The sequence below is a fragment of the Pelagibacterium lacus genome (assembly GCF_003345525.1).
Taxonomy (GTDB): domain Bacteria; phylum Pseudomonadota; class Alphaproteobacteria; order Rhizobiales; family Devosiaceae; genus Pelagibacterium; species Pelagibacterium lacus.
Genome location: NZ_QQNH01000027.1, coordinates 1 through 18,871, shown reverse-complemented (window position 1 = coordinate 18,871; position 18,871 = coordinate 1). Strand labels below are relative to the sequence as shown.

Below are 18,871 nucleotides of genomic sequence, written 5' to 3'. Positions count from 1 at the left end.
TACCAGTCACCGTAAACTCCCCTTCGCCACACGCTTCAAGGCCGCCATCTCTCGTTTCCATGTCCTGACATCCTGAGCCGGCGCGCCGGCAATGTTGGAGCCGGCCGGGAAACTATGGGTGACCCCGGACCGAGCCAATACCACTGAATTGGCCCCGATTGTAAGATGTCCTGCAATCCCCACATTGCCGCCCAGTACCACATTGTCTTCCAGGATCGTCGAACCGCTCAGTCCGCACATGCCGGAAATCACGCAATTGCGCCCGATGCGGCAGTTGTGGCCGACCTGGACGAGATTGTCGATCTTGCTTCCTTCCCCGATCACCGTATCGCCCAGGGTGCCGCGGTCGACGGTGCAATTGGCGCCGAGCTCGACACGGTCCTGGATGATGACGCGGCCCAATTGGGGGATCTTGCGATGCCGGTCGGGGCGGAGCTGGAAGCCGAATCCCTCCCCGCCGATGACCACGCCGGGCTGCAGCACGACGCCATCGCCCAGATGGGCGCATTCGATGGAGACATTGGCGCCAATGATGCAATCGCGGCCGATGGTGACCCCGGCGCCTATGGATACGTTGGGGCCGATCACCGTCCCGGTTCCGATCTGCGCCCCTGCCCCGATCGCCGACGAGGCGCTGATGCGGGCGCCGGGTTCGATGGTGGGCAAAGGTTCAGTCGCGAGGGCGGACAGCGCCACAGTGCGGGTATCGTCGGGATAGAGCACGCCGATCAGATCGACGAAAACGTCATAGGGCTTGTCGCAGACGATCGCCTGGGCATGGGCGGGAACGGCGGCGGCGAGATCGGGAACGACGAGAACGACGCTGGCCTGGCTCTGCGACAGGTCTGCGGAATAGGCCTTGCTGGCCGCGAAGGAGAAATTGCCCGGCACGGCATCCTCGAGATCGCTGGCGCCGGTTATCTCGATATCATCGACCACCCGATCCCTGAGATCGGCATGCCCGGCCCGGCCGAGCAGGTCCGTCAGCGCAATGGGACCGGTGCAGTGATGGAAGCGTGTATCGATCATGGAGGACCCGAAAAAGAAACCGCGGCATGGTGCGCCGCGGTTTCATGATTGTCTATGGCGATCAGCGACTAGAACAGCGTCGACAGGGTCAACTGGAAGACCTGGGTCCGATCGAAGGAGTCCGGATCGATCACATGCGCAAAGTCGCCGCGCAGGGGTCCCATCGGGGACTCCCAGATGATCGAGCCACCAACCGAGGACTTGAAGGGATTGCCGAGGCCCGTGGCGTCGTGAGCCGGAGAAGAAATCCCGTCGATCCAGGCCGCGTCACCCCAGACGGCGCCCCGCAGGCCCCAGTTTTCGGGCAGGAAGGGCAGCGGGAAGTCGATCTCGGCCGAAATCCCTGCATAGGCCAGCACGCCAAGCGGATCGTTGTTGGCCGCGCGAGCGCCCATGCCGCCATAGGAATAGCCACGCACAAGGTTGGGACCAAGCTGGAAGGCATCAGCCGGATGGATACCGCCGCCGCTCAGGTCGGTAACGGCCCCGGCCTGTCCACGGATGCTGCCGACCACGCCCATCTCTTCCCAGATGGGATAGTAGACGCGGGCCCGCACCTCGGTGGTGAGGAAGTCCGATGTCAGCGTCGTGTAGTCCTGCGAGAAGGACAGCAGGAAGCCTTCGGTCGGACGGCGCTGGTTGTCGAGCGTATCATAGGTCAGCGTATACCCGACATTGAGCTGGTCGCGGACCATGCCGTCGACGATATAGCCCGGGGCATCGCCATTGGAGTCATAGTAGATGTTCTGCTCCAGGCCGATGCGCGTCGACAGGCTCACATCATTGGTCAGCGGCAGGCCGAACCGCAGCTGGCCGCCGGTCGACTCGATGCCATAGCTGAAGGTCGTGCCTTCGGCGACGACGCGGCGATAGAGATCGACGCCGGCCGAGATGCGCAGGCCCATGAAGCGCGGCTCGGTGAAGCTGAAATCATAGGTCTCGCCGTTCTCCGAACGCCCCAGGGCGATGCGCAGATACTGCCCGCGTCCCAGGAAGTTGCGTTCGGTGAGCGAAATCTCGCCAAACAGGCCGTCGCGCGTCGAATAGCCGGCGCCCACGCCGTAGTCGCCGGTGCTGCGCTCGACGACACTGACGTTGAGCACCACCTGGTCGGGCGCGCTGCCGGGAGCCGAGGTCACTTGAACCGAGGAGAAGAAGCCCAGAGCCTCGATGGCTTGCCGGCCGCGGGTCACCAGCGTGCGGTTGAACGGATCGCCTTCATCGAAATCGAATTCGCGGCGGATCACGAAATCCCGGGTCTTGGTGTTGCCGGTGATGTTGATGCGCTCGACATAGATGCGCGGCCCTTCATCGACCAGATAGGTGATGTTGAAGGTGTTGTTCTCCAGATTGCGATCGATGCGCGGACGGACGTCGGCGAAGGCATAGCCCTGATTGGTGGCGCGGACGGCCAGTTCCTGCGTCGATTCGCTCAGCTCGGAGATGGAATAGCGCGAACCGGCGCTGGTGGAGATCCCGCCGCGCAGCGCGTCGGCGTTGAGGCCGGGAATGGAGGTCTCGATGGCGATATTGCCGAAATCGTAGCGCTGGCCCTCATCGATGGCGAAGTTGATGAAATAGGCGTTGCGCGCGGCATCGAACTCGGCAACCGACGACAGCACCCGCGCGTCGGGATAGCCGCGATTGGCGTAATAGAGACGGATGCGCTCACGGTCGATGGCGAGACGATCCTCGCTGAATTCGTCGTCACGGAACAACCAGCTGAACAGATGCGTTTCCTTGGTCTGGACGACGCCCTTGAGCACCGCGCCCGAAATCGCGTTGTTCCCGGTGAAGTTGATGGCGGCAATGCCTGCCCGGCCGCCTTCATTGACCTGGAAGCGGACGTTCACCCGGCCATCGGCCGTGGGCTCGGCGGTGACGCCGACCGTGACATTGGTGAATCCGGCCTGCCGGTATGCGGCCTGGATGGTCGCGACGTCTTCGGCCAGGCCCGCCTGGGTATAGACGGGACGAACGGCCACGTTGACCATGGCCGTGAGCTGGTTGTCGTTGAAGCGGCTGTTCCCATCAAAGGCAATGGACGCGACGGTGGCACCTTCGGCGACCTGCGCCTGTGCCTGGGCCGCACCGAACAGCAGCACTCCCGACATCGGCGCAATGGTAATGAGCGCCAGTGCGAGGAGGACGCTGTGCAAAAGCTTGGCTGTTTTGGTCATGATTGTTCTTGCTTGCCTTGTGAGACTTGTGCCGGGAATCGTCATCACGGGCAGATTCCCCCATACTCCGTGCACACGTTTTACCCGTTTTTGTCGACTGGGCAAGGTGAAACACCCTCCAGCCCGGGCGAAAGATCTGCACTCATGTAATCGTGCAACACTCGTTAACCCCTTGAATGACCGCGCTAGACCAGGTCGTTGACCAGCGTGAAGATCATCAGCGTGCACACCAAAGCGAAGCCGATGCGGTATCCGACGTCCTGAACCTTCTGGCTCAAGGGACGGCCTCGAGCAGCTTCAAAGAGGTAGTACAACAGATGACCACCATCCAACATCGGCACTGGAAAGAGGTTAACTATGCCGATATTTAACGACAAAAGTGCAGTTAGGTTAACCAATGCTAACAGGCCCAGCGTCGCGACCTCGCCCGACACCTGCGCCATGCCCACGGGGCCCGCGACCTGATCGAGGTCGGCCCGCCCGACGAACACATCGGCAAGAAAGCCCAGCGTCCGGTCGATGATGAACCAGATCTCCTCAAACGTCATGCCGACCGCCTCAATCGGGCCGGGCCTGTAGGTCACGATATCATTGGCGCCCACGTCGCGGCTCACGCCCAGCCGGCCGATCTTGAGCTCGCGGCCGAAGCGGGTCGTGGTCGTGGCCGTTTCCGGGACGAGGGACAACACGCGGATTTCGCCGGCGCGTTCGATGGTCACCGCGATCTCGCGACCCGGGGCGGTCGAAACTACGCGCTGGATGTCCTCGAAGCCGCGGATGCGGAAGCCGTCGACGGTGAGGAAGCGGTCCCCTTCCTGCAATCCCGCGACCGCGGCGGGCGAATCCGGCAGGACCTGCCCCACCACCGGATCGAGCGTCAGCCGGCCATAGCCGAGCAACATGGCGTAAAGGACGAGGAAGGTGAAAATGAAATTGGCCATCGGCCCGGCAACCACCACGGCCATGCGCTGCCAGACCGACTTGTTGGCGAACAACCGCCGGGCCTCGTCCGGCGCCACCGTCGCGGCGAAGTCGGGGTCGGGCACGCTGGCGGCGTTCATGTCGCCGGTGAATTTCACATAGCCGCCGAGCGGAAATGCCGCCACGCGCCAGCGGGTGCCGTGTCGGTCGGTCCAGCCGAACAGCTCCGGCCCGAAACCGATGGAAAAGGCGTCGACGGCGATGCCGTTCCATCGCGCGACCAGATAGTGCCCCATCTCGTGGACGAAGACGATCACCGTGATGATGCCCAGGAACGGGATGATGTAATTGAGGAAGAACGGCAGGGAATCCATCGACGTCAGTCCTTGTTCATCAAGCCGCCGGTTCGGGACAGCCCATATGTCGACATACGCTTTACCAGAACAAAATGCCCTGCGGCACAGCGCCCAGCCCCCGATTGGCCAGCCCGATCAGCCAGAGGACGATTCCGGCCACGGTCAGGCTGTCGATGCGGTCCATCAGACCGCCATGGCCGGGGATGATATCGCCGCTGTCCTTGACCGCGAAGCGCCGCTTGACCGCGCTTTCCGCCAGATCGCCCAACTGCCCCGATATCGAGACGACGAGACAGATCAGCAGGCCGATGACGAAGGGCGACGGCGTTTCGAGGAACCAGCCGGCCAGATGCCAGACGACGAGGCCGCTCAGCGTGCCCGATACGAGCCCCCCGGCCGCCCCCGACCAGGTCTTGGACGGCGAGACGTCCGGAGACAGTTTGGTCCCGCCGACGATCCGGCCCACGAAATAGGCACCGATATCGTTCATCCAGACGATGGAGACCAGGAAGACGCCGGCCCAGACCCCGACGCCCGAGCTGCCCCGGATGGCCAGGAAAGCGATGGTCGCGGTGCCGAAAAAGGCCAGCCCCCCCACGCGCCAGCCGCGCAGCGCGCCGCCGAAAATCGCGGCAAAGGCCAGGGCGAAGCCGAACAGGACCGTGCTGGCCCAGGCGCCGTTCATGGGATGGGCGACGGCGATAATGGCGATCATGCCCATGATGACGATTGCGGGCCAGGCCGGCGGTTTCCCGCTGATCATGGTTTCCCACTCGCGATAGGCCCCGGCCATCACCAGTGCGATCAGCAGCGCAAACAGCAGCCAGCCGGCAACGAGCGCGATGGCGGTCAGCGGGATGAGGACCATGGCGGAGAGGAGGCGCGGTATCAGATCCGGACCAAATGGCCAGAGCTTTGCGCCCTTCGATCTCGTCCCGCTCTGTTGTTCCGTCACGTATTGATACCGCCAAACCTTCTGTCGCGCTCACTGTAGGATCGCAGCGCCTTAACGAAAACAGCTTCGTCGAAATCAGGCCAATTCTCGTCGACGAACACCAGTTCTGCATAGGCTGACTGCCAGAGCAGAAAGTTGGACAGGCGCATCTCGCCGCTGGTCCGCAGGATCAGATCGGGATCGGGAAGCCCCTCGGTGTCGAGGTAGTGCGCCACGAGATTCTCGTCGACGGCTTCCGGATCGAGCTCTCCCTGGGCAACCTTTCGCGCGATGGCACGGGCCGCATTGGCGATTTCGACCTTGCCACCGTAGTTGAAGGCGATGATCAGGTCGAGACCGGTATTGTTACGGGTCCGGTCCTCGACCTCCTCGATGATCGTCTTGAGGCCGTCTTCGAGCGTGTCGCGGACGCCGATGATCCGGATGCGCACGTTCTCGCGGTGCAGACGGTCGAGATCGGACGCGATGAACCGGCGCAGCAGCGTGAAGATGAACTTCACTTCGTCGGCAGGACGCCGCCAGTTTTCGGCGCTGAAGCTGAACAGCGTGAGGCATTCGATGCCATATTCCGTGGCCAGTTGCACGGTGCGGCGCACCGCTTCCACCCCGGCGCGATGGCCATCGGAGCGGCGCAGCCCGCGCGCCTTCGCCCAACGCCCATTGCCATCCATGATCACGCCCATATGGCGCGGGATTTTCAGTCCCCGCGCACTGGCGGTCGCAATGGCAGCCGGTTGTGTCGACATCCCGCTCTCGGCATTTCCGTCCGACGGCACGCCGTCAGACGTGCATGATTTCCTGTTCCTTGGTCGCGACCAGCGCGTCGATTTCGGCAATCGCCTCATCGGTCGCCTTCTGCACCTTGTCGGAATTGACCCGCGCATCGTCCTGGCTCAGGTCCCCGTCCTTTTCCAATTTGCGCAGCAATTCGATGCCGTCGCGCCGTATGTGCCGGACGGCCACCCGCGCCTGCTCGGCATATTGATGCGCCACTTTGGTCAATTCACGGCGGCGCTCTTCATTGAGCTCGGGCAGCGGAACGCGAATGATCTGCCCCTCGCCCATGGGGTTGAGGCCGAGCGAGGATTCGCGAATGGCCTTTTCGACCGCATTGGCCATCGACCGGTCCCAGACCTGCACGCTGAGCATGCGCGGTTCGGGCACGCTCACGGTGGCGACCTGGTTGAGCGGCGTCATGGAGCCATAGGCATCGACCTGGATCGGCTCGAGCAGGCTGGCGCTGGCGCGTCCCGTCCGCAGGCCGGCGAGGTCGCCTTTCATCGATTCGATCGATTTGCGCATGCGCGTACGCAGATTTTCGAGTGAGAACTCTTCGGCCATCAATATCTCCCGATTTACCTGTGGCCCACCGGCCAGTTCGATCTCGATAAACGATCCGTCAGCCCACGCGGGTGCTCGGCGTTCGGCCCTCGATGACGCCGACCAGCCCTTCCTTGTCCGACAGGGCATAGACGATTATCGGCAAGCCGTTATCGCGTGCGAGCGCAAAGGCCGCCGTGTCCATGACCCGCAGGTCGCGAGCCAGCGCGTCTTCATGCGAGATGGCGTCGAACCGCTCCGCGCTGGGGTCCTTGGCGGGATCGGCGGAATACACCCCGTCGACCTTGGTGCCTTTGAGCATCACGTCGCATTTGAGCTCGATCGCCTTGAGGGCCGCGGCCGTATCCGTGGTGAAAAACGGATTGCCGGTCCCCCCGGCGCAAATCACCGTCGCGCCGCCTTCAAGGGCCGCGATGGCGCCTCTTTGGGTGAAGGTATCGCAAATCGAGGGCATGGAGACGGAGGAAAAGACGTGGCTTCGCCCCCCTGCCCGCCGGATGGCATCCCCCAGCGCGACGGAGTTGATGACCGTGCCCAGCATGCCCATGTGATCGCCGATCACCCGGTCCCCGCCCTCGGCGGCGATGGACATGCCGCGCACGATGTTGCCGCCGCCGATAACGATCGCCACCTGCAATCCCCTGCGGGAGAGATCGACGATCTGGCGCGCCACTTCGTTTAGGATTTTTGGTTCTATTCCATATGACTGGTCTCCGGCGAGGGCTTCGCCGGAGACCTTGAGCAAGACACGTGAATAGCCGGTTCTGGACATGGCTTGTCCTGCCTCCGCGTTACGCGTTCGAGAATCCAAAGCTGGAGTTTCGCCTAGGTTACGCGGTGCCGGCAGCCGCGGCAACCTCGGCCGCGAAGTCGGTTTCCTGGCGCTCGATGCCCTCGCCCAGCGCAAACAGCACGAAACCGACGACCTTGATCGGCGCGCCGACTTCGGCTTCGGCGTTCTTGACGATCTGTGCGACGGTGTTCTCGCCGTCCATCACGAAGGTCTGCGCCAGGAGCGTGACTTCCTCATAATACTTGCGAATGCGGCCTTCGACCATCTTTTCGATGATGTTGTCGGGCTTGCCGGACTGCCGGGCCTGCTCGGAGAACACCGAGCGTTCACGCTCGACGGCTTCGGGGTCGAGGTCTTCGGAGGACAGCGAGAGCGGCTTGGTGGCGGCGACATGCATGGCGATCTGCTTGCCGAGCGCTTCGAGCTTGGCCTTGTCGCCTGCCGATTCCAGGCCGACCAGCACGCCGATGCGCCCGAGGCCCTCGGAAATGGCCGAGTGCACATAAGTGCCGATAGCGCCCTGGGAGACTTCCATGACCGCGGCGCGGCGCAGCGTCATGTTCTCGCCGATCTTGGCGATGGCTTCGGTCAGCTCCTCGGAAACCGTGCGGCCGGTCTCCGGATAGGCTGCATTGGCGAGCGCCTCGACGTCGCCGTCGACCGCAAGCGCCAGTTTTGCCGTGTTGCGGACGATCGACTGGAACTGTTCGTTGCGGGCAACGAAGTCGGTTTCCGAGTTGACCTCGACGATCGCGGCGCGGTTGCCTTCGATGGCGATGCCCACCAGCCCTTCGGCGGCGATGCGATCGGCCTTCTTGGCCGCCTTGGCGAGCCCTCGCGACCGCAGCCAATCGACGGCGGCTTCGATATCACCGTTGGTTTCGGTGAGGGCCTTCTTGCAGTCCATCATGCCGACACCGGTCATTTCCCGGAGCTTTTTTACGTCTGCTGCACTGATTGACATCTCGATACCTCTTTGTCTGCCCATCGAACCCGCGCCGGGGGCGCGGGTTGGGCACGGATAGATGGAAATGCGTGTCGAAGAGATGACGCGCGGGCCTTATGCCTGCGCGGCTTCGCCTTCGGCAGCCTGTTCGGGGGCCGAACCTGCGTCGAGGGCAGGCTCTTCGAGAACCTCTTCGGAGGCGCCCAGGTCGCGACCCAGCGAGGACGAGGAACGGGCGATGCCGTCAATGGCGGCCTTGGAGACGAGCGAGAGATAGAGCTCGAGGGCGCGCGAGGCGTCGTCATTACCGGGAATGGCGTAATCGACGACGTCGGGATCGCAATTGGTGTCGACGATGGCAACGACCGGGATTCCCAGGCGGCGGGCTTCCTTGATGGCGTTGGCTTCCTTGTTGGTATCGATCACGAACATCAGGCTGGGGATATTGCCCATATCCTTGATGCCGCCGAGGTCGCGCTCGAGGCGCTCCTGTTCACGGCTGCGCTGCAGGCGCTCGCGCTTGGTGAGGCCCGTGGAGCCTTCCGCCTGGAGCGCTTCGAGCTCGCGCAGGCGAGCGATCGAATTGGAGATGGTCTGCCAGTTGGTCAGCATGCCGCCGAGCCAGCGCGAATTGACGTAGTACTGTGCCGACTGGCGCGCAGCCTCGGCAACGAGGGGAGCGGCCTGGCGCTTGGTGCCCACGAACAGCACGCGGCCGCCATCGGCAACCGTGTCGCTGATCAGCTGCAGGGCGCGATGCAGCGCGGGAACGGTCTGGCTCAGGTCGATGATGTGGACATCGTTGCGAACGCCGAAGATGTAGCGTTCCATCTTGGGGTTCCAGCGGTGCTTCTGGTGACCGAAATGGACGCCGGCCTCGAGCAGCTGGCGCATGGAAAAATCTGGCAAAGCCATTGGGTAGTCTCCTTGACCGGTTGTGCCTCTGCAAAGGAAAGAGGCGGGGCATCCCGCCACCGGAACGGACTTGCGTGCTGCAAGCCCAGCCTTTGCATGTGGATTTGACGTCGCGCGCTATACAGGACTGCCGCCCGGATGGCAAGTCCGCGCCGGTCAATTCAGCCGGACATCCACCACCCCGGCAATCCCCTTGAGCGCCCCCGAAAGCTGCGGGGTCAGCCGGAAATGCCCCGGCAGCTCGATCTCGAACTCCTTCTCGCCCCTGTCGCGGACCAGGACGAGGCTCACCACCCCCTCCCCGCCCTTTTGCAATTGGGACCGGATCGGCGCGAGGCAGCGCTCGTCGCCGGCGAAAATGGTCATCCGGCGCCCCAGCTTTTCCACCGAACTGTCGATGGGCTCGCAATTGATCAGCCGCAGCCGCACCCCGTCCGGCCGGGCGTCGGCCCCCGCCTCGATCACCACCGAGCTTCCCGGTTCCAGCCAGCGGCCGAAATCGTTGATCTGCTCGGAAAAGGCGATGCACTCATAGGACCCGCTGGGGTCCGAGAACATCATGATGGCCATAGTCGAGCCCTTGCGCGTCCTGCGGTCCTGGCGCGAGATCAAGGTGCCCGCGAGCCGCCCGGCCACGGCGCCATTGCGTGCGGCGCGCTCGAAATGGGCCCATTGCTGCACCCGCAGCTTTTCGAACATCTCCTTATAGTCGTCGAGCGGATGAGCCGAGAGATAAAACCCGATGGCGGCGTGTTCGCGCGCCAGCCGCTCGGTCAGCGACCAGGGCCGCGTGTTCTCCGGCAGGGCGATGGGCTGGGGCTGGCTGGAGGCGAACATGTCGGCGATACCGTCGGCCCGCCCATTGGCTTCGCGCTGGGCCGTGTTGACGACGGTGTCGATGACCTCCACCACCTGCTCGCGGCGCTTGGAGATCACATCGAAGGCCCCGGCATTGATCAGGGTTTCCAGGGTGCGCTTGTTGACGATCTTGGGATCGATCCGGCTTGCGAAATCGGCCAGGTCCCTGAAGGGACGCCCGGCGCGCACCTCCACGATATGCTCGGCGACCTGCCGGCCGACGCCCTTCACCGCGCAGAGCGAATAATGGATCTTGCCGTCCCGGACCGAAAAGTTCACCTCCGAGCGATTGATGCAGGGGGAAACGACCTCGATGTCCTTCTTCTGCGCCTCGCGCCGGAAGTCAGACAGCTTGTCGGTTTGGGCCATGTCTAGCGTCATGGACGCGGCGTAGAACTGCTCGGGATAATGGGTCTTGAGATAGGCGGTCTGGTAGGACACCCAAGCATAGGCCGCAGCATGACTCTTGTTGAAGCCGTAATTGGCGAATTTGGCCAACAGATCGAAGATGGTATCGGCGAGGCCCTTCTTGATCGCATTGGCGACCGCCCCTTCCTGGAAGCGGACGCGCTGCTTGTCCATCTCCGCCTTGATCTTCTTGCCCATGGCCCGGCGCAGCATGTCGGCTTCGCCCAGCGAATAGCCCGACAGAAGCTGGGCGATCTGCATCACTTGCTCCTGGTAGACGATGATCCCATAGGTCTCGTCGAGAACAGAGGCGAGGCTCTCATGGGGATATTCGACCTTCTCGCGCCCATGCTTTCTGGCGATGAAGCTGGGGATATTGTCCATGGGCCCCGGACGGTAGAGCGCGTTCATGGCGATGAGGTCTTCGATCCGGTCGGGCTTGAGCTCGACCAGGGCGCGCCGCATGCCCGGACTTTCAAACTGGAATATGCCGTAGGTATCGCCGTCCGCGTAGAGCTTGTAGGTCGGGGCGTCATCGAGCGGGATGGCATCGATGTCGAGCTCCACCCCGGTTTCCTTGACCATTTCCAGCGCATAGCGAATGGTGGTGAGGGTCTTGAGGCCGAGGAAGTCGAACTTGACCAGCCCCGCCGGCTCGACCCATTTGAGATTGTACTGGGTGACCGGCATGTCGGAGCGCGGGTCGCGGTAGAGCGGCAGGAGCTTCTGCAGCGGCCGGTCACCGATCACGATGCCCGCCGCATGGGTCGAGGCGTGGCGGAAGAGGCCTTCGAGCTTGCCCGCGATGCGCAGCAATTCGGCGACCGTCTCGTCCTCGTCGCGCATCATCTGCAGGCGCGGCTCGTCATTGATCGCCTGGGCCAGCGTCACCGGATTGGCGGGATTGTTAGGCACCAGCTTGCAGATGCGGTCGACCTGGCCATAGGGCATCTGCAGCACACGGCCGACATCCCGCAGAGCCGCGCGCGGCTGCAAGGTTCCGAAGGTGATAATCTGGGCCACCTGGTCGGCGCCGTATTTGTCCTGAACATAGCGAATGACCTCTTCCCGCCGCTCCTGGCAGAAGTCGATATCGAAGTCCGGCATGGATACGCGTTCGGGATTGAGAAAGCGCTCGAACAGGAGATTATAGCGCAACGGGTCGAGATCGGTGATGGTCAGGGCATAGGCCACCAGCGAGCCGGCGCCCGAGCCGCGCCCCGGCCCCACCGGGATGTTGCAGGCCTTGGACCACTTGATAAAGTCCGAAACGATAAGGAAGTAGCCGGGAAACTTCATGTCCCGGATGATCTTAATCTCAAACTCGAGCCGCTCCTCATATTCGGTCCGGGTGCGGTCGGGGGCGAGGCCGTAGCTTTCGAGCCTCTGGCGCAGCCCCTCACGGGCCTGACGCGCCAGTTCCTCGCCTTCTGCCAGCACCGCCTCCTCTTCGCTGACGCCCGCGGCGGCTGCGAATTTAGGCAGGATCGGGTCCAGCGTGCGCGGGCGGTAGCTGCAGCGCCGGGCGATTTCGACGGTGTTCTCGATCGCCTCCGGAAGATCGGAAAAGAGCGCGATCATCTCTTCGCGGGTCTTGAAGAAATGCTGGTCCGACAAGCGTCGACGCTCGGTCTGGGCCACCACCGAGCCCGCGGCGATGGCCAGCAGGGCGTCGTGCGAATCGAAATCGTCCTGGGTCGGGAAATAGGGCTCATTGGTCGCCACCAGCGGAAGCCCGAGCGCATAGGCCAGTTCCACCAGCCTCGGTTCGACGGTATTTTCGATGGGCCGGTCGTGGCGCTGAACCTCCACATAGAGCCTGTCCCCGAATATGCGCGACAGGACGCCGAGCCGGGCTTCGGCCTGTGCGTCGAGCCCTGCCGCCAGATAGGGATCGATAGCGCCTTCCGGCCCGCCGGTGAGGCAGAGAAGACCGAGGGCGTGGTCGACGACCCAATCGATATGGACGGCGGTCCGGCTGGCGCTGCCCTCGAGATAGGCCCGCGATACCAGTTCGGACAGATTGGCAAAGCCGGTCTCGTCCTGCGCGATGAGGACGACGCTGCCCTTGCCCAGATTGATGCGGTCGGAGGGCTTGTCCTCGTCGGCTCCGAAATCGATCACCAGCTCGCAGCCGATGATGGGCTGGATGCCCTTGCCCGACGCCTTTTCGGAAAATTCCAGGGCGCCGAACAAATTGTTGGTGTCGGCGATGCCGATGGCCGGCTGACCGTCGGCTTTCGCCATGTCCAGGATCGTCCCGAGCGGGAGCGCCCCTTCGAGCAGAGAGAAGGCGGAGTGGACGTGAAGATGAACGAAGCCGGGACCGGACATGTCATGCGCCTGATCGGAACCAATGGGCGTGCAATCTGCCACCTCCATCGGGTGCATGCCACCCTCGGGACGGCTTTTGCACAGAGCGAGCTAGATGACGGTGGCGAACATGTCGAGATAGACCATGGCGACACCACCGAACGCGGTGAGCGAAATCAGGGCCATCAGATCCTTTACGAAAGCCAGCATGGCGTGCTCCTCAAGTCATGTTTTCTGTTTGTTCTTATATGTTCATTTTTTGTTCCTGTCTACTCCGCATCGCGACGCTTGCGCTCTGGGTTAACGAAAGGTGCACGAAGCCACGGCCCGGCGAGAATTTCTTCTCGCCGGTGCGTTGCGGGAATCGCGGGGAAAAGGGCGGCCGAGGCCTACAGGATGTGGTCGGTCATCCTGCCCTCGACGATCGAAACGATTCGATCCGCCTTGCGCGCGAGGTCGTGATTGTGGGTCGCGATGATACAGCCGGCATTCTGCTGGCGAATGAGCTCCGACAGCGCGGCAAACACCGTGTCCGAGGTTGCCGGATCGAGATTGCCGGTCGGCTCGTCGGCCAGGATGAGGCTGGGGCGGTTGGCGGCGGCGCGCGCGATGGCGACCCGCTGCTGCTCGCCGCCGGAAAGCTCGGCCGGGCGGTGCGTCGCGCGATGGCCGATGCCCATCATCTCGAGCAGCTCGCGCGAGCGGGTATTGCCGGCTGCCGTGCCCACCCCGGCGATCAATTGCGGCATGGAGACGTTTTCCAGCGCATCGAATTCGGGCAGCAGATGATGGAACTGGTAGACATAGCCGATGCGATGACGCCGCAGCAGGGTGCGCTGGCGATCGGCAAGCCTCGCGGTCCGTTCTCCCGCGATATCGACCTCGCCCGAAGTCGGACGCTCCAGGAGCCCGCAGATATGGAGAAGGGTCGATTTGCCGGCGCCCGAAGGCGCGACCAGGGCCACGATCTCGCCGCGGCCGATGGTGAGGTCCGCGCCCCGCAGGACATGGACGGCCCCTTCCCCGTCGCCATAGGTCTGGTGGACGTCGCGCAGCGAAAGCAAGGTGTCACTCATAGCGCAGCGCCTCCACCGGATCGTATTGGGCGGCGCGCCAGGCCGGATAGAGTGTGGCGAGGAAGGACAGGGCCAGTGCCATGACGAGCACGACGCTCACTTCCACCGGGTCGACCCTGGACGGCAGCGAGGACAACAGGAACACCTCGGGCGGAAAGAGCGCGATGCCCAGCGTATTGGAAACCCAGGCGCGGATCGCTTCGGCGTTGAGGGCCAGCACGACCCCAAGCACAAAGCCGGCAATCGTGCCGATGAAGCCGATCGCCGTGCCGGTGATGCAGAATATGCGCATGATCGACGACCGGGTCGCCCCCATGGTCCGCAAAACGGCGATGTCCGAACTCTTGTCCTTCACCAGCATCACGAGGCTGGAGATGATGTTGAAGGCCGCGACGAGGACGATCATGGAGAGGATGGTGAACATCACCACACGCTCGACCTGCAGGGCTGAAAAGAAGGTCTGGTTGCGCTGCTTCCAGTCGGTGAAGACCATCGGCCGACCGGTGGCCTGCTCCAGGGGAAGCTGCATCCGTGCCGTGGCGTCCGGATCGGCCACAAACACCTCGACGGCGGTCGCGGTATAGACCCGCTCATAGGCGGCGTCGATTTCCTCGTCGCTGGCCATGAGGTCGGGCTGCGCCACGCCATCGCGCAACCGGTCCTCATAGAGCCGGAAATAGACCTGAGCGGCGCGGATGGGCATGTAGACGAACAGGCTGTCGAACTCGACCATGCCAACGTCGAAGATGGCGTTGACCGGGTAGGACCGGATCTGCGGGGTTGAGCCGAACGGGGTTTGCGGCCCGTTCGGGGTCACGATGGTGATGGGATCGCCGATCCCCAGGCCCAGTTGCCCGGCAAGGCGGCTGCCGATGGCGACGCCTTCGAGATTGTCCCAATCGTCCCAGCCGCCATAAAGGACGCTGGAATACAGCAGCGGCAGCTTCTCGATATCGCCGATGCTCATGCCCCGGATATTGACGCCCGAGGAGGCGTACTGGCTGGTGACCAGGGCCTGGCCCTCGACAAAGGCCGTCGCCGCGATGACGCCGTCGACGCCCTCAAGCCGATCGCGCACCGCTTCGTAGTCGTGAAAGACCTCTTCGATTGGAAAGCCCGTGAAGTGACCGTTGAGGCCGAGGATCTTGCCCAGCAGTTCATCGCGAAAACCGTTCATGACGCTCATCACCACGATCAGCGTGGCAACGCCGAGAGCGATGCCGATCATGGTGAGGGCCGAGATGACCGAGATGAAGGCGTCGCGGCGGCGTGCCCGCAGATAGCGGCCGGCGACCAGCCATTCGAAACGGGAAAACGGTCCCGGCGCGCGGGTCGGCGAGGCGGAGGTCAAGCGGCGTCCCTGCGTTCGGGTTCGATCAGGGCCTTGAGACGCGCCACGGCGTCCTCGACGCCGATGGTTTCGCGCTCCCCGGTCTTGCGGTGCTTGATTTCCACTTCCCCCGCCGCAAGGCCGCGCGGGCCGACGATGAGCTGGAAGGGAATGCCGATAAGGTCGGCGGTCGCGAACTTCTGCCCTGCCCCCGTCTCCCTGTCGTCATAGAGCGCATCGAGGCCGGCGGCGTGGAGTTGGCCATAGAGTTTTTCGTTCGCCGCGTCGCACTGGGCGTCGCCGGACTTGAGGTTGATGAGCACGACCTCGAACGGCGCGACCGAGACCGGCCATACGATCCCGTCATCGTCATGGCTGGCTTCGATGATGGCGGGGACGATGCGGGTCAGCCCGATGCCGTAGGACCCCATATGGACAGCGGTATCCTTGCCGTCCGGCCCGGTGACCCTGGCGCCCATCGGCTCGGAATATTTGGTGCCGAAATAGAATACCTGCCCCACTTCGATGCCGCGCGCCGCGATGCGCTTGTCCTGGGGCACCTTGGAGTCGAACTCGGTTTCGTCGTGCATGTCCTCGGTGGCCGCATAGAGCGAGGTCCAGTCCGACACGATGCTCGAGAGGTCCCCGTCGAAATCGACATCCGCCGACGGTATGGCCGTATCGAGCAGATCGGCATGGCAGAAAACGCCGCTCTCGCCGGTATCGGCCAGAACGATGAATTCATGGGACAGGTCGCCGCCGATCGGGCCCGTTTCCGCGCGCATGGGAATGGCCGTCAGTCCCATGCGCCAATAGGTGCGCAGATAGGCCACGAACATGCGGTTATAGGACTTGACCGCCTCTTCTTTGCTCAGGTCGAAGGAATAGGCGTCCTTCATCAGAAATTCGCGCGAGCGCATGGTGCCGAAGCGTGGGCGGATCTCGTCGCGGAATTTCCACTGGATATGATAGAGGTTCAGCGGCAGGTCCTTGTAGGAGCGCACAGAGGAGCGGAAGATCGCGGTGATCATCTCCTCATTGGTCGGCCCGTAGAGCATATCGCGCTCATGGCGGTCCTGCATGCGAAGCATTTCCTTGCCATAGTCTTCATAGCGCCCGGATTCGCGCCACAGATCGGCCGATTGCAGGGTCGGCATCAGCAGTTCGATGGCGCCGGCGCGGTTCTGCTCCTCTTCGATGATCTGCTGGATCTTGCGCAACACCTTGTAGCCCAGCGGCAACCAGGCATACATGCCCGCCGCCTGCTGGGAGATCATCCCGGCGCGCAGCATGAGACGGTGCGAAATGATTTCCGCCTCTTTGGGCGTCTCTTTCAGGACGGGCAGGAAATAGCGGGATAGGCGCATGACAACTCCGATTTGCCAGGATCGACTTGTGCTCTTATCGGGCCCTCTCATCAAGCGCAATGGACGTCGCAAAGCCTGGACGGCGAGTCTTCCTGCGCCATGTGACGGTTTTCTGTCGCGCCGGAAGAAAAGCTGTTTTTTTGACTTGTCGCGACAAAATGTCCCTGATACGGTCCCCCACCATAAGACGAAAGGTGGGTAAAACCCGCTCGACGCTGACAACGTCAAGGGAGGAGCACTGGCCGCCCATTCCGCGCGCTGTAAGTCCAGTGGCTTGTCGCGAAACTCTTTCAAAATGCAGGGCTTAGCCCTGCATTTTTTTGTTTAGGTTGAAGTTCGGATGGCGATGTTCCGAACGCGACAGGGCGGTTCCGGAATGCTAGCCTTGCGATCAAGACCGACCGTCATGAGGCCTGGCGCATGCAGATCAGTTTCGGCGACATCAACGGAATAACCGACGCCCTGACGGCATGGCTCTATCTGTTTGTTCCCCAGGCTCTGGCGGCGATCCTGATTCTGGTCTTTGGGCTGACGGCCGCCAATTTCCTCTCCAAGGGATTCGTACGCATGCTCGGGGCGTCGACGCGCATCGACCTCTCGATCCGGCAAGTGCTGGGCAGCGCGCTGCGTTATGGGCTGATCGTCATCGTTCTCGTCGCCGCGCTCAGCCAGTTGGGCGTGCCGTCCGCCTCGCTTCTGGCGGTTCTGGGCGCCAGCGGTCTGGCCATCGGTCTCGCCCTGCAAGGCACGCTCACCAACATCTCGGCAGGGGTGATGCTGTTGTGGCTGCGTCCCTTCCGGGTTGGCGACTATATCGTCGTCGCCAATCAGGGCATTGCCGGAACGGTGCGGGAAATGGGCCTGTTCAATTGCGTGCTGCAGACGCGGGACGGCGTGCGGCTCTTTGCCCCCAATGCCCAGGTGTGGAATTTTTCGATCGCCAATTTCCGCTCCAACAAGCGGCGCCTGGTGGAGGCCCAGGTCGTGGTGCCCGCCGACACGGCGCCCGGCCCCATCCTCGAGGCCTTGAAGAAGGCGGTCGAGGGAACCCAGGCCACGTCCACCAATACCGCAGTCGACGCCTATGTCGAAGGCGTCAGTGGCGACGGCTACAGCATCGTCGTTCGCCATTGGGTTCCGCAGGCCAAATTGTGGCAGGCGGTGCGTTCATTATATGATGTCCTGGATGCCGGCCTGAAGAACGAAGGCATCGAACTGTCCGCACCGCTGCGCATGACGCGCCGGTTTCCGGAACCTGGCACGGAGTCCAGCTATGCTGAATAACGATCTGACCAAGAGGCTTTTACTGGCTGCGGGCGTGGCCGCCCTTGCAATGCCGGCGCTGTCCCAGGATGCCGCCCGGAGCGCAGCCTACAAGCTGTTCCATATCAGCCATAACGAGATCTGCATGCTCGAAGAGCCTCAGGCGGCGGCGGAATACTATCCGCCGCAAAGCTGGGCGCTCGAATGGAAAACGGACTATTCCGATACGCCCCAGACCGCGACGCTCTACGAGTTCTTCTGCGGCGCCGGCGCGTACAATGTGCAACTGGTCTATTTCCTTGAGGATGACTATTCTGGGCCTCGCCCCTTGAGCTTCGCCGTGCCCTATTTCGACGTCAAATATGTCGGGGACGACTTCGAGGGCGCGGTGGAAGCGATCGACATCCTCGGCTTCCAGACACAGGATACGCTGACCAATCCCAGCTTCGATCCCGAAACCAGGACCATAACCAACTCGGCCCATTGGAGGGGCCTCGGCGACGCATCGTCTTCGGGCACGTGGGTCTTCGACGACGGGATATTCGTCCTCAAGAGCTATGATGTCGATGCCAGCTATGACGGGGAGATCAATCCCACGCGCATCGTGGAGTATCCATAGAAGTGGCCGAAAGCAAAACCCGCCCGACCGGCGAGAGCGTTGCGGCGTTCATCGAGGCGATTGCTGACGAAACGAAACGCCGGGACGCCCATATTCTTGCCGAAATGATGGAACGCGTCACGGGTGTCAACGGCGGGGTAAAAGTCGGCCATTGGGCGGCGCAAAACCAGGCCACTTGATGTTGGGGGTATCGAGCGCCGG

The 18,871-nt window shown here is 62.9% G+C and carries 16 protein-coding genes; 3 read left to right on the top strand and 13 right to left on the bottom strand.

Features of this window, described 5'->3' with window-relative positions; all coding sequences use genetic code 11:
* Nucleotides 1-6 precede the first annotated feature (6 nt).
* The 13 genes from lpxD to proS form a co-directional block, all read right to left on the bottom strand.
* Nucleotides 7-1,029: a UDP-3-O-(3-hydroxymyristoyl)glucosamine N-acyltransferase gene (lpxD, locus tag DVH29_RS13940; RefSeq protein ID WP_114646804.1), complete on the bottom strand. Its 1,023-nt coding sequence runs from the start codon at nt 1,027-1,029 to the stop codon at nt 7-9.
* 68 nt (nt 1,030-1,097) lie between these two features.
* Nucleotides 1,098-3,209: an outer membrane protein assembly factor BamA gene (bamA, locus tag DVH29_RS13935; RefSeq protein ID WP_158541679.1), complete on the bottom strand. Its 2,112-nt coding sequence runs from the start codon at nt 3,207-3,209 to the stop codon at nt 1,098-1,100.
* Between the two features lie 185 nt (nt 3,210-3,394).
* Nucleotides 3,395-4,504 (bottom strand): RIP metalloprotease RseP, encoded by a 1,110-nt coding sequence (gene rseP / locus DVH29_RS13930; protein ID WP_114646802.1) that lies wholly within the window; start codon nt 4,502-4,504, stop codon nt 3,395-3,397.
* Nucleotides 4,505-4,565: 61 nt separating this feature from the next.
* Nucleotides 4,566-5,441, bottom strand: a complete 876-nt coding sequence (locus DVH29_RS13925) for a phosphatidate cytidylyltransferase (RefSeq protein WP_147276098.1) — start codon at nt 5,439-5,441, stop codon at nt 4,566-4,568.
* Complete coding sequence (locus DVH29_RS13920) at nt 5,438-6,187, bottom strand: isoprenyl transferase (protein WP_114646800.1); 750 nt, start codon at nt 6,185-6,187, stop codon at nt 5,438-5,440. Before DVH29_RS13920 ends, DVH29_RS13925 begins: the two co-directional genes overlap by 4 nt.
* 34 nt (nt 6,188-6,221) lie before the next feature.
* Nucleotides 6,222-6,743, bottom strand: a complete 522-nt coding sequence (gene frr, locus DVH29_RS13915) for a ribosome recycling factor (protein WP_439331629.1) — start codon at nt 6,741-6,743, stop codon at nt 6,222-6,224.
* Between the two features lie 97 nt (nt 6,744-6,840).
* Nucleotides 6,841-7,554, bottom strand: a complete 714-nt coding sequence (pyrH, locus tag DVH29_RS13910) for a UMP kinase (protein WP_114646798.1) — start codon at nt 7,552-7,554, stop codon at nt 6,841-6,843.
* 58 nt (nt 7,555-7,612) lie between these two features.
* On the bottom strand, nt 7,613-8,539 hold the full coding sequence (gene tsf, locus DVH29_RS13905) for a translation elongation factor Ts (protein ID WP_114646797.1): 927 nt from the start codon (nt 8,537-8,539) through the stop codon (nt 7,613-7,615).
* A 96-nt stretch (nt 8,540-8,635) separates the two neighbouring features.
* Nucleotides 8,636-9,436, bottom strand: coding sequence for a 30S ribosomal protein S2 (rpsB, locus tag DVH29_RS13900; RefSeq protein ID WP_114646796.1), 801 nt, complete (start codon nt 9,434-9,436; stop codon nt 8,636-8,638).
* A 156-nt stretch (nt 9,437-9,592) separates the two neighbouring features.
* Nucleotides 9,593-13,036, bottom strand: a complete 3,444-nt coding sequence (gene dnaE, locus DVH29_RS13895) for a DNA polymerase III subunit alpha (RefSeq protein ID WP_114646795.1) — start codon at nt 13,034-13,036, stop codon at nt 9,593-9,595.
* Nucleotides 13,037-13,404: 368 nt separating this feature from the next.
* The gene (locus tag DVH29_RS13890; RefSeq protein ID WP_114646794.1) at nt 13,405-14,091 is read right to left on the bottom strand and encodes an ABC transporter ATP-binding protein; all 687 of its coding nucleotides are present in this window, start codon (nt 14,089-14,091) and stop codon (nt 13,405-13,407) included.
* Nucleotides 14,084-15,442 carry an ABC transporter permease gene (locus DVH29_RS13885; protein ID WP_114646793.1) on the bottom strand — a complete coding sequence of 453 codons (1,359 nt, stop codon included), beginning with the start codon at nt 15,440-15,442 and terminating at the stop codon, nt 14,084-14,086. The genes DVH29_RS13890 and DVH29_RS13885 overlap by 8 nt, the downstream gene beginning before the upstream one ends.
* A complete protein-coding gene (gene proS, locus DVH29_RS13880; RefSeq protein WP_114646792.1) occupies nt 15,439-16,788 on the bottom strand; it encodes a proline--tRNA ligase in 1,350 nt (449 codons plus the stop codon). The genes DVH29_RS13885 and proS overlap by 4 nt, the downstream gene beginning before the upstream one ends.
* 420 nt (nt 16,789-17,208) lie before the next feature.
* Here proS and DVH29_RS13875 point away from each other — a divergent pair, with 420 nt between their 5' ends.
* Genes DVH29_RS13875 through DVH29_RS16440 form a run of 3 tightly spaced genes read left to right on the top strand, consistent with a single transcriptional unit; the run spans nt 17,209 to nt 18,849 of the window.
* Nucleotides 17,209-18,072, top strand: a complete 864-nt coding sequence (locus DVH29_RS13875; RefSeq protein WP_114646791.1) for a mechanosensitive ion channel family protein — start codon at nt 17,209-17,211, stop codon at nt 18,070-18,072.
* Nucleotides 18,062-18,670, top strand: coding sequence for a DUF1176 domain-containing protein (locus tag DVH29_RS13870; protein WP_114646790.1), 609 nt, complete (start codon nt 18,062-18,064; stop codon nt 18,668-18,670). Before DVH29_RS13875 ends, DVH29_RS13870 begins: the two co-directional genes overlap by 11 nt.
* 2 nt (nt 18,671-18,672) lie before the next feature.
* A complete protein-coding gene (locus DVH29_RS16440) occupies nt 18,673-18,849 on the top strand; it encodes a hypothetical protein (RefSeq protein ID WP_158541678.1) in 177 nt (58 codons plus the stop codon).
* Nucleotides 18,850-18,871 lie beyond the last annotated feature (22 nt).